The organism is Mesorhizobium sp. (assembly GCF_004962925.1).
GTDB lineage: Bacteria > Pseudomonadota > Alphaproteobacteria > Rhizobiales > Rhizobiaceae > Mesorhizobium.
The window spans coordinates 1500-11747 of sequence record NZ_SUEO01000202.1 but is presented as its reverse complement, the minus strand read 5'-3'; the positions used below and the strand labels follow the sequence as shown (position 1 = coordinate 11747).

The window sequence follows — 10248 nt, the reverse complement described above, 5'->3', positions numbered from 1 at the left end:
TTCTTGAACACGGCGGCACCCGCCTCGACATTGGCGTTGGCCAGGAGATCGGCGATCGGCTTGGCTTCTGCCGCAGGGGCTGCGGGGCCGCCCTCGGCAGGCTCCTCGGCCGCCTCGATGGCGAAGCCGGGTTTTTCCGGTGCGGGGGAGGCGAACAGCGCATCGGACACGATGCCGACCGAGAACACGACAAATACGGTTCCGAGCAGCCCGCCGATCAGCTTGTTGATTTCGAAAGAGTCCATACGCCCCAGGCTCCCTTTTCCGGCGGACCGATCCGTCCACTCCGTCCGTCGGTAATCGTGAACCACCCCGCGAGGCGGTCAAATCGGGCGGAAACTAGGTCTTTTGCTCTGGCGTTGCAACACCTATAAGGGCGCTTCCAGTGAGACCTTTTGCCACTTTTCCCATCCTCTTTTTCGAACGCTTCGTCACCCGATGTCCACGCTCATCCTCATCCCGGCCCGCATGGCCTCGACCCGCCTGCCGGGCAAGCCGTTGGCCGACATCGCCGGCGCTCCGATGATCGTCCACGTCGCCCGTCGCGCCGCCGAGGCCGGGCTCGGCCGGGTGGTGGTCGCCACCGATACGCAAAGCGTGGCGGAGGCGGTGCGCGCGCATGGCTTCGAGGCCGTCATGACGCGGGCGGATCACGAATCGGGCTCCGACCGCATCTTCGAGGCGCTGGCCACGCTGGATCCCGGGCGCAAGGTCGAAACGGTCGTCAATGTGCAAGGCGACCTGCCGACCATAGATCCCAAGATCATCAATGCCGCGCTGAGGCCTTTCGAGGATGCGGCGGTCGACATCGCCACGCTCGGCATCGAGATCGTCCGCGACGAGGAAAAAACCAATCCGAATGTCGTCAAGATCGTCGGCTCGCCACTGTCGGAGACACGGCTGCGGGCGCTCTATTTTACCCGCGCCACGGCGCCTTGGGGCGAGGGGCCGCTCTATCATCACATCGGCCTCTATGCCTATCGCCGCTCAGCACTCGAACGCTTCGTCGCGTTGAAGCCGTCGCCGCTGGAACGGCGCGAGAAGCTCGAGCAGTTGCGGGCGCTGGAGGCTGGCATGCGCATCGACGCCGAGATCGTGCAGTCCGCGCCGTTCGGCGTCGACACGCCGGACGACCTCGAACGCGCCAGAACCATCCTTTCAACCCGAGATATTTGATCAACCCCAGATATCTGGTCAACCTGAGACATTTGGCATGCCTGAAAAGACCAACAGAATATCCTTCCAGGGTGAGCCGGGCGCCAATTCAGACACCGCCTGCCGCAACATGTTTCCTGATATGGAGCGGTTGCCGTGCCCGACCTTCGAGGATGCCTTCAATGCGGTCGAGACTGGCAAGGCCGACCTCGCCATGATCCCGATCGAGAACACGATTGCCGGCCGCGTTGCCGACATCCACCATCTCCTGCCGGAATCGAAGCTGCACATCGTCGGCGAGTATTTCCTGCCGATCCATTTCCAGCTGATGGTCTTGCCGGGCGTCAGGCGCGACGAGATCAAGACCGTGCACAGCCATATCCATGCGCTCGGCCAGTGCCGCAAATACATCCGCAAGAACGGCTGGAAGCCGGTGGTCGCCGGCGACACGGCGGGTTCCGCCAAGCTGGTCGGCGAGGTGAAGGATCGCACCATGGCGGCGCTTGCCCCGGCGCTGGCCGCGACGCTCTACGGGCTCGATATCATCGAGGAGAATGTCGAGGACACCGACAGCAACGTCACCCGCTTTGTCGTGCTGACCAAGAACAGGCAATGGGCCGACCGCCCTTCCGCCGCCGCCAAGATGATGACGACGTTCATCTTCCGCGTCCGCAACGTGCCGGCCGCGCTCTACAAGGCGATGGGCGGCTTTGCCACCAACGGCATCAACATGACCAAGCTGGAGAGCTACCAGCTCGGCGCGTTCACGGCGACCCTGTTCTACGCCGATATCGAGGGCCATCCCGACGATCCGCTGGTGAAGCTCGCACTTGACGAGCTGCGCTTCTTCTCGCGCGAAATGCGGATCCTGGGTGTCTATCCCGCCAGCGAATCGCGCGAGCAATGGAAGGTGGCGGATTAGCTAGCATTCATCGAGAGGTCTGCCGCGTCGTGAACCTAGCGCCTTGCCAGCTGACGTGCGCCGGGCGACATTCCTGGCATGTGGCTCCTGAAACTGACGCTCGCAGCCGCCGGATTGTATGCGGCCGTTGTCGCCGTCGCGTATGTGCTTCAGTCCTGGCTGATCTTTCCGGCCGGCCTTGCGGCTTTCGGACCCGATCTGCCGGTCGGAGCCCGCCATATCGAGCTGGCGACGCAGGATGGCGAGCGCGTCGTTCTGGTACGCCTGCCGGCAAGACAGGCTGAGCCACGCCCGCTCCTGCTGGGCTTCGCCGGCAATGCCTGGAACGCCGACGCACTTGCCCTCATGCTGCACCAGCTATTCCCCGAACATGAGATCGCTGCGCTGCACTACCGCGGATATGCGCCGAGCGGCGGAAGCCCGTCAGCCTCCGCCCTATTCGAGGACGCCCGACGCGCCCATGACCACCTGGCCGCCGATGCCAAAGCCGGCATCGTCGCCATCGGCCTTAGCCTCGGCGCTGCGGTTGCGGTCGATCTGGCGACGGTCCGGCCCGTGCGCGGCATCGTCATGGTGACGCCCTTCGACTCGCTGAAGGAACTCGCCGCCCACCACTATCCCTGGCTGCCGGTGCGCCCCTTGCTGCGGCACCGCATGGAAGCGGTAGAATCTCTGCGCGACCTCGCTGTGCCCACGGCCGTCATCGTCGCCGAGAACGACACCATCGTTCCTGCGGCACGCTCAGCACCTCTGGGCGAGGCCGCCCGTGACCTGCGCAGCCACATCGCCATAGCCGCTGGCCACAACGACCTCTATGGCCATCCCGAGTTCGCCGGCGCGCTACGCGCCTCCGTTGCGGCGGTCACGCGCGATTGACGAGCACTGGGTGGCGAGCGGGCAAGCTCCGGCAGCAATTTGGCCGCAAATCGCGATGGACCGTCAACCGCGCCGCGCCGCCTCGATCGCGGCGACGTCGATTTTCCTCATGGTCATCATGGCATCAAACGCGCGCTTTGCTTCGCCGCCGCCAGCCGCCAGCGCTTCAGTCAGTACGCGTGGCGTGATTTGCCAGGAAACGCCCCACTTGTCCTTGCACCAGCCGCACGCGCTCTCCTGGCCGCCATTGCCGATGATGGCATTCCAGTAGCGGTCGGTCTCCTCCTGATCGTCGGTGGCTATCTGAAACGAGAAGGCTTCGTTGTGCTTGAAAGCGGGACCACCGTTGAGGCCGAGACAAGGAATGCCCGCAACTGTGAAGTCGACCGTCAACACGTCGCCCTCCTTGCCGGCTGGGTAGTCACTGGGTGCATGGTGCACCGCACTCACCACGCTGTCAGGAAAGGTCGCGGAGTAGAAGCGGGCGGCAGCCTCGGCGTCCTTATCGTACCAGAGGCAGATCGTATTCTTCGCCATTGCGGGTTCCTTTCGCCTTGAAGCCAAGATTTCGCCCTTGTTTCCCCATCCCTTCCCTTCCGAAATAGGTAGCCAAACGCTTTTCTCCACCCCGGAAGCGTCCGGCTCGCCCCGGCGATCGCAAAGGGCAGCTTACCCTTACGTCGCGGTCCGCTTTGGGTGGAACTGCCTCACTGCCAGTCGCGCGACGACTGGAGTCGGCCTTTTTGGCTACGACGGTCGCTTCCGACGCGGTGGAATTTGTGATTGGAATGCGTCCGCATGCTTATCTTGTTCATCATCGCAGCCATCGTCTTTCGCATCGTGATGCTTGCGATCTCGATGCGAAATGAAAAGGCGCTGCGACAGAATGGGGCCATCGAGTACGGCTCGCGAAACTCGCGCTGGCTCGCCCTAGCCCACATTGCCTTTTACATCGCAGCTTCGATTGAAGGCCTTGCTCGACCGACGTCTTTCGACCTCGTCACGATCATCGGGCTAGTCCTGTATGGCTTCGGTGCCGTGATGTTGCTGATCGTCTCGTCCCTGCTTGGTCGTTTCTGGACGGTCAAGCTAATGATCGCCCGAGACCATGTGCTGAGAACGCATCCTCTTTTTCGGTGGGTTCGCCATCCGAACTATTATCTCAACATTCTCCCCGAGCTCTTTGGCTTCGCGCTTACGCTGCACGCCTTTTTCACTCTTGTGGTCGGCCTGGCGATCTACGCTGTGCCGCTTGGCATCCGCATACTCCAGGAGGAAAGGGCGATGCGCAAGCACTTCCCTGGCTACTGACAGACTGATGCCGTCTGCTGGTTGGAGCGCTTCAGCATAGCCAGAGGAAATGATCAACTCAACAAGTTGATGCATTTCAAATGAAACAGTCAAGACATACTGCATAAACATTGCGGTGGTAGCCAAGCTGCCTCGGGACGTGGAGGAAAAAGTAAGCCTTCTCGTTACAAACTCACTTTCTACGTCAGCCAAAGCCGAGATATTTCGTAGAAGCCTAGGAATACAGGAGAGCATCCAGATGAGCTCAAGATCAGGAACCTTGGTCGCGTCTGCAATCGCGATCATAACTACCACCGCCGCCCCGACCGCTCCGCTGACACCGGCGGAGGCAGCGCGGATCGACGCATCGTCGTTCCCCGCGCCCGGCGAGCCGAGCCTTGCCGAAATCCGCCATGCAACGGAGCGGTTCCGCAATGTCAACGTCGCGCTCGCGGAGGGCTACATCCGCGATCCCGCCAACATGTGCGAGACCGCCGAGATGACGAGACAGCCGCAGAAATTAGGGGCTATGGGCCTCCACTACTTTCGCCCCGATATGCTCGGCATCACCGCTCCGCCCAACCCGCGCGTCGACGGCACCGGCACGTACACGGACTTCGCCAAGCCCGCGGTCCTCGTCTACGAGCCGCAGGCCGACGGATCGCTCGAACTGATCGCGGTGGAGAATCTCGTCTTCGCGAAAGCGTGGAAGGAAGCCGGCCACGACGCCCCGCCTTCGTTCCACGGCGTTCCCTGGGACACTATGATCGACGATCCGGCGACGCCCGCGGATGAGGCGCATAACTTCGAGCCGCATCACGACCGGCACGTCTGGCTCTATCGAGAAAACCCAAACGGCGTCTTCGCCCAGTTCAACCCGCGGGTGACCTGCAAGCATCACAATCCCGATGCGCCCCACCAGCATGCGTCAGGCCAGTAATAGCGGCGGGGGTCGTCTGGTCGAACTTGCTCGCTCAGAGCGATTGGATTTTGGGCCTACCCCAGCGGCTCGTAGTCGATCTCTAGAAACGCCTCGACCTCCGGGATCCAGCGGTCGCGGACGAAGGCGACGTGGTCGGGATGGTCGTTGTAGCGGGAATAGGCGGCCTGGTCGGCGAAGCCGAAGCGATAATCGTTCTTCGGGCTGACCTGACGCAACTGCTCGAATTTCTCGACGCCCGGTATCGCCACGAGCACTTTCGCATCAGTCAGGAATTTCGCCTCCTCGGCCGAGTTTTCCCTATGCTTCAACCTGAACACCACAGTGTGACGGATCATCTTTTGCTCCCCCGATGTTTACTGGTTACGCGTTGTCGGCCCAGGCGCGGTGATGGGCAATCATGATCGCCACCGGGTCGGTGCGTGGAAAATGCTCAGTGCCGCAGGCCGGGCAGGTCGCTTGTAGCCGCCGGCCCGCATTTCGACTAGGCGAAAAGCCATCGAAATTCAAACAGAGCAGTTCGATAGCCTTCTTGCCGAAGCCGTGGATGCAGACGCAGGCAACGGAATTCATCCATCCGTAAGCCATCCGTAAGTGGGCTTCCCGCATGGTCGTGCGGGCACAATTCACTGCTCGGAGGTTCACCATGCATGATATTTCATCTTCCCATCTCTCAGGCAGCATTTCGCGAGACATGTTTGTTTCTTTCGTCCGCGACCTGCTGGGCAGCTATCCGAATCCAGACGAACCGCAGCCGCGAGGTCCCTGGGATCCAATCATCTTTGCCGCCTTGCAGCGAATGGCATGGTTCGGTCCACATCCGGAACCCTGGCACTCGCTGTTCGGGTCGGGTCCGCAGGCTCGGTGGTCCACGGCGCTGTTTCACGTCATTGCCCAGCGGCATCCTGAACTGTGGGACATCCTCGGCGGCCCCCTGTCCCGGGTAGCGCTCAATCCGCAGCCGCTACCGCCCCGCATCGCCTTCGCCGCCGCTCTGGCCGACGGGTTGATCGAGCGCGCAGCGTCGGCTCAGGAAATCGCGGACTGGCTGCCGCAGCAGGGGGAACAGCGCGGCATCATCATCGTCAGCGGCCGTCTCCTGCAGTATGTCGACGAGCTCTGCGGCAACGGCCTCAGGCTCAAATTCCCTAAACCCGTTCCACCGCCACCGTGGTGGCAGGAGCAGTTGAGCGGCGCCGACCTGGCGGCAATGGGCGTCCGGTTCGAGAGCGCGGCAGCGCAGGTTGTCAACGAGGCGCTCGGAGGCGCATTCCGTCAGGCCGGCGTCAAACTTATCCAGACCGGGCTATCGAAGTTCCAATAGCGGCGGACGGGCGATCGCTAGCCGACCCGCAGCATTCTTGCTCGGATGAAGTGTTGTGGTGGGGCGGATTTGGGTCAGGGCCGAGGGGTTCGGCGCAGTTGCATATCGCTGCAACCGCGCCGAAGCCCGAAGGCTCTGACCCAAATGGCCCAGTCATTTTTGGCCCCCACAAACGTTTACACGCCGTCGGCCCAGGCGCGGATGAGGTTATAGGCAATCGCCCCCTTCGGCGGCGTGACCAGGCCGCCCGGGTGCTCGCGGGCCAGCATCGAGAGCACCTCGTCGCGAAAAAACCAGCGGCAGTCTTCCAACTCGTTGAGGTCGGCCTGGATGTCGTCGTTGAGCGGTTCGCCGAAGCAGCCGATCATCAGTGAATAGGGAAACGGCCAGGGCTGGCTGGCGTGATAGACGACGCGGCCAAGCCTGATGCCTGCTTCCTCCAGCGTTTCACGGCGCACCGCCGCCTCGATCGTCTCGCCGGGTTCGATAAAGCCGGCAAGCGCCGAATACATGCCCGGCGCGAAATGCCGGCCGCGGCCGAGCAGGCATTTTTCGCGCGTCGCCGTCAGCATGATCGCCACCGGGTCGGTGCGCGGAAAATGCTCCGTGGCGCAGGCCGGGCAAAGCCGCTTGTAGCCGCCGGCCCGCATTTCGGCTTCATTGCCGCATTTGCTGCAGAAGCGGTGGCTGGCATGCCAGGCGAGCAGCGCTGCTCCTTGCGCCATGGCGCCGGCCGCCGCCTCGTCGATCAGCCCCTGCATGTAGACCGAGCGATAGTCGATGGCCTTGATCGTCTCCGGCAATTGTTCGGAATCGATGCCTGCCGGCACGGCGAGCACCGGGCCGCTGTCGGAAAAACCGAGCAGGACGCCATAGTCGAGCGACGCCTGGAGCGGCTGGCTTTCCCGGGCGTCGAACCAGGGGTCGAAGCCGTCGCCAACGAGCTTCATATAAAGGCGCCCGCCATGCATCAGCAAAAGCCTGGCTGAGGGATCGGCGAGTGCCTTTTCGACAGAATCGTCGGCGCGGTTTTCGGATTGCCGGTCGATCACGTTGCCGGCGAAGCCGACGAACTGGCTCGGCTCGCGCAAAGGCGCGTCAAACAGGCGGAAGCTCATGGGAGACTCTGGATTTCAGGATGGACACGGAACAGGCTTATAGCGCTGCCTTTATCTGTTGCGCAAACCGGCGCAGGTCCGGGCGCTGATAGGGCTCGCGCATACCGTGGCCCCACACCGGGCCCGGCCAGCCGGGATCGCCTTCCGAACGCGCGATGACATGGACATGCAACTGGCGCACGATGTTGCCGAGCGCGCCGGTGTTGATCTTGGTGCAGCCGGTCACCCTCTTCAGCGCCTGCGCTACCATGTTGGTCTCGAAGGTCAGCATTGCCTGGTCGAGCGGCGTCAAATCGTGGATTTCCTCCACGCCCGGCCGCTGCGGCACCAGAAGCAGCCACGGCCAGCGGCGGTCGTTCATCACCCGCAACTCGCACAGGCCGAGCCACATCAACTGTTCGCTGTCCGTCTCCAGACGAGCATCCAGCGTGAATCCGGCCTTGAGGCCCGGCAACATCGGCGTTTCCTTCGCTTTTGTAGTGTTTTTTAAACTTCATGAACGCTAAAGCGGCTGCCGGGGGGCCGCAAGAGGGCGGCAAGCGAATCATTGCTCCGTGACGGCAGTTATGCTATTGATTTGGGCATGGTGCTGATTTGCGCCGATGACCCGCCTCCCGAGGCGGGTTTTTTGTTTCAGCTTTCGGCGTTACCCCTGCTGATTGATCCTGCGCACTTGCATTTCATCGCCGAATTGCCGATATGGAGCACGGGAGGTTGGTGGTGGACGGTCCACTCGCCAACCGGGTCAGGTCCGGAAGGAAGCAGCCCTAACGAGCCCGGAACGGGTCATTGTTCCAGCCTCCCGCCTCTTCGCCTTTCTCCCGCGACATTGACGGCGCCAAGCCCTGCGGGCGAAACTATGCGCAGGAATCGGCCGCCTCCAGCGGCGGCCCTTGGAGCTTTACGGGCGAATGAGCGAAGCCGGAAATTCGGGAACGGAAAAGGCCGCCGCCTATCGCGTTCTGGCGCGCAAATACCGTCCTGCGGACTTCTCCGAACTGATCGGCCAGGAGCCGATGGTCCGCACCCTCACCAACGCCTTCGCCACCGGCCGCATCGCCCAGGCCTGGATGCTGACCGGCGTGCGCGGTGTCGGCAAGACGACGACGGCGCGCATACTCGCGCGGGCCCTGAACTACAAGACTGCCACCGTCGACCAGCCGTCGGTCGATCTTGCCGTTCCGGGTGAACACTGCCAGGCGATCATGGAAGGCCGCCATGTCGACGTCATCGAGATGGACGCCGCCTCGCACACCGGCATCGACGACATCAGAGACATCATCGAGCGCGTGCGCTATGCGCCGGTGTCGGCGCGCTACAAGGTCTACATCATCGACGAAGTGCACATGCTCTCGACCCAGGCCTTCAACGGCCTGCTGAAGACGCTGGAAGAGCCGCCGCCGCACGTCAAATTCATCTTCGCCACCACCGAAATCAGAAAAGTTCCAATCACCGTTCTGTCGCGCTGCCAGCGCTTCGATCTCAGGCGTATCGATGCCGGCGCGCTGGTCGAGCATCTCTCCTCGATCGCCGCTAGGGAAGGCATTGTGGTCGACGACGACGCGCTGGCGATGATCGCCCGTGCGGCCGAAGGCTCGGCGCGCGATTCGCTGTCCATTCTCGACCAGGCGATCGCCCATGGCAGCGGCGCGGTTAGCGCTGAAGCTGTGCGCGCCATGCTCGGGTTGGCCGACCGTGCCCGCATCGTCGACCTATTCGAATATGTGATGAAGGGCGACGTGGCGGCCGCCTTGGCTGAGTTCCGCAACCAATACGATACCGGCGCCGATCCGGCCGCCGTGCTGACCGATCTTGCCGAGTTCAACCATCTCGTCACTCGGCTGCGTTTCGTGCCGACTGCCCTCGATGACGCCTCGCTGTCCGAGGACGAGCGCCGGCGCGGCGCCGATTTCGCCAAGACGCTGTCGATCAGGGTGTTGTCGCGGACCTGGCAGATGCTGTTGAAAGGCATTCCCGAAGTGCAGTCTTCCAACCGGCCGGTCAGTGCCGCCGAAATGGTGCTGATCCGGTTGGCGCATGCCGCCGACCTGCCGACACTGGACGAGGCGCTGAAATCGCTGGAGAGCGGAGCGTCGGTGCCCAATGGCGCGCCACGCTCGAATGGTGCACCCGCAAGCTCTGGCCCCGCATATTCTGGCCCGGCAAGCCCCAGTAATGGCGGCGGCGCCAGCGCCGTAGCGCAGACGCGGATGCCGACGGCCAATGGCGGCGCGCAGACCATGCGGCTGGTCGAACCCGAGCCGATGCCTGCAGCCTTCGTTCCCGCGCCGGCGCCGGCGCCGGTTGCGGATGCGCCGCCGGTACCGGTGAAATCGCTGGCAGACATCGTCGCGCTTGCCGACGCCCAGCGCGACATGGCCTTCAAGGTGCTGGTGAAGCGCTGCGTGCGCTTGGTGCGCATCGAGCCGGGCCGCATCGACGTCAGCCTGACCGATGACGCGCCGAAGATGCTGCTCAACGATCTGACCGCCAAATTGCGCGCCTGGACCGGCCGCAGCTGGCTGGTGTCGCTGTCGAAGGAAGAGGGCGGCCAGACGCTGGCCGAGATGGAATCGACCAAACGCGAAAACGCCCTCCTCGATGCCAAGAGCGACCCGACCGT

The 10248-nt window shown here is 63.1% G+C and carries 12 protein-coding genes, 1 other RNA gene and 1 pseudogene; 8 read left to right on the top strand and 6 right to left on the bottom strand.

Annotation, left to right across the window (positions count from 1 at the left end):
- A pseudogene (locus E5W87_RS28560) lies at positions 1-245 on the bottom strand (cytochrome c family protein); the annotation flags it as partial.
- 193 nt (positions 246-438) lie between these two features.
- Here E5W87_RS28560 and E5W87_RS28555 point away from each other — a divergent pair.
- The 3 genes from E5W87_RS28555 (at position 439) to E5W87_RS28545 (ending at position 2953) form a co-directional block, all read left to right on the top strand.
- Positions 439-1176, top strand: coding sequence for a 3-deoxy-manno-octulosonate cytidylyltransferase (locus E5W87_RS28555; RefSeq protein WP_292405116.1), 738 nt, complete (start codon positions 439-441; stop codon positions 1174-1176).
- Between the two features lie 37 nt (positions 1177-1213).
- On the top strand, positions 1214-2077 hold the full coding sequence (locus E5W87_RS28550) for a prephenate dehydratase (RefSeq protein ID WP_128243315.1): 864 nt from the start codon (positions 1214-1216) through the stop codon (positions 2075-2077).
- A 78-nt stretch (positions 2078-2155) separates the two neighbouring features.
- The gene (locus E5W87_RS28545) at positions 2156-2953 is read left to right on the top strand and encodes a hypothetical protein (protein ID WP_292405113.1); all 798 of its coding nucleotides are present in this window, start codon (positions 2156-2158) and stop codon (positions 2951-2953) included.
- Between the two features lie 63 nt (positions 2954-3016).
- On the opposite strand, the gene E5W87_RS28540 is transcribed toward E5W87_RS28545, so the two are convergent.
- Complete coding sequence (locus E5W87_RS28540) at positions 3017-3490, bottom strand: VOC family protein (RefSeq protein WP_292405110.1); 474 nt, start codon at positions 3488-3490, stop codon at positions 3017-3019.
- 261 nt (positions 3491-3751) lie between these two features.
- Between E5W87_RS28540 and E5W87_RS28535 the strand changes: the two genes are divergently transcribed.
- Complete coding sequence (locus E5W87_RS28535) at positions 3752-4264, top strand: isoprenylcysteine carboxylmethyltransferase family protein (protein WP_292405107.1); 513 nt, start codon at positions 3752-3754, stop codon at positions 4262-4264.
- Positions 4265-4523: 259 nt separating this feature from the next.
- Positions 4524-5183, top strand: a complete 660-nt coding sequence (locus E5W87_RS28530) for a hypothetical protein (RefSeq protein WP_292405104.1) — start codon at positions 4524-4526, stop codon at positions 5181-5183.
- Between the two features lie 56 nt (positions 5184-5239).
- Here the strand turns inward: E5W87_RS28530 and E5W87_RS28525 are convergent, their stop codons facing one another.
- The gene (locus E5W87_RS28525) at positions 5240-5521 is read right to left on the bottom strand and encodes a Dabb family protein (RefSeq protein WP_292405101.1); all 282 of its coding nucleotides are present in this window, start codon (positions 5519-5521) and stop codon (positions 5240-5242) included.
- Positions 5522-5546: 25 nt separating this feature from the next.
- Positions 5547-5879: a hypothetical protein gene (locus tag E5W87_RS28520; RefSeq protein WP_292405121.1), complete on the bottom strand. Its 333-nt coding sequence runs from the start codon at positions 5877-5879 to the stop codon at positions 5547-5549.
- On the opposite strand from E5W87_RS28520, the gene E5W87_RS28515 reads away from it, so the two are divergent.
- A complete protein-coding gene (locus E5W87_RS28515) occupies positions 5830-6507 on the top strand; it encodes a hypothetical protein (protein WP_292405099.1) in 678 nt (225 codons plus the stop codon). The two genes, E5W87_RS28520 and E5W87_RS28515, sit on opposite strands and share 50 nt — an antisense overlap.
- Before the next feature lie 176 nt (positions 6508-6683).
- On the opposite strand, the gene nudC is transcribed toward E5W87_RS28515, so the two are convergent.
- Positions 6684-7625: an NAD(+) diphosphatase gene (nudC, locus tag E5W87_RS28510; RefSeq protein WP_292405096.1), complete on the bottom strand. Its 942-nt coding sequence runs from the start codon at positions 7623-7625 to the stop codon at positions 6684-6686.
- A 37-nt stretch (positions 7626-7662) separates the two neighbouring features.
- Positions 7663-8082, bottom strand: a complete 420-nt coding sequence (locus tag E5W87_RS28505; protein ID WP_128243323.1) for an HIT family protein — start codon at positions 8080-8082, stop codon at positions 7663-7665.
- A gap of 252 nt (positions 8083-8334) precedes the next feature.
- On the opposite strand from E5W87_RS28505, the gene ffs reads away from it, so the two are divergent.
- Both ffs and E5W87_RS28495 read left to right on the top strand, forming a co-directional pair.
- Positions 8335-8431: signal recognition particle sRNA small type (gene ffs / locus E5W87_RS28500), an RNA gene on the top strand.
- A gap of 105 nt (positions 8432-8536) precedes the next feature.
- A partial coding sequence (locus E5W87_RS28495; RefSeq protein WP_292405090.1) for a DNA polymerase III subunit gamma/tau occupies positions 8537-10248 on the top strand: 1712 nt, incomplete at its 3' end.

Bases quoted from the DNA above. Each gene is read 5' to 3' on its own strand.
- E5W87_RS28555 (WP_292405116.1), top strand. From the start codon at position 439: ATGTCCACGCTCATCCTCATCCCGGCCCGCATGGCCTCGACCCGCCTG.
- E5W87_RS28550 (WP_128243315.1), top strand. From the start codon at position 1,214: ATGCCTGAAAAGACCAACAGAATATCCTTCCAGGGTGAGCCGGGCGCC.
- E5W87_RS28545 (WP_292405113.1), top strand. From the start codon at position 2,156: ATGTGGCTCCTGAAACTGACGCTCGCAGCCGCCGGATTGTATGCGGCC.
- E5W87_RS28540 (WP_292405110.1), bottom strand. From the start codon at position 3,490: ATGGCGAAGAATACGATCTGCCTCTGGTACGATAAGGACGCCGAGGCT.
- E5W87_RS28535 (WP_292405107.1), top strand. From the start codon at position 3,752: ATGCTTATCTTGTTCATCATCGCAGCCATCGTCTTTCGCATCGTGATG.
- E5W87_RS28525 (WP_292405101.1), bottom strand. From the start codon at position 5,521: ATGATCCGTCACACTGTGGTGTTCAGGTTGAAGCATAGGGAAAACTCG.
- E5W87_RS28515 (WP_292405099.1), top strand. From the start codon at position 5,830: ATGCATGATATTTCATCTTCCCATCTCTCAGGCAGCATTTCGCGAGAC.
- E5W87_RS28520 (WP_292405121.1), bottom strand. From the start codon at position 5,879: ATGTCTCGCGAAATGCTGCCTGAGAGATGGGAAGATGAAATATCATGC.
- nudC (WP_292405096.1), bottom strand. From the start codon at position 7,625: ATGAGCTTCCGCCTGTTTGACGCGCCTTTGCGCGAGCCGAGCCAGTTC.
- E5W87_RS28505 (WP_128243323.1), bottom strand. From the start codon at position 8,082: ATGTTGCCGGGCCTCAAGGCCGGATTCACGCTGGATGCTCGTCTGGAG.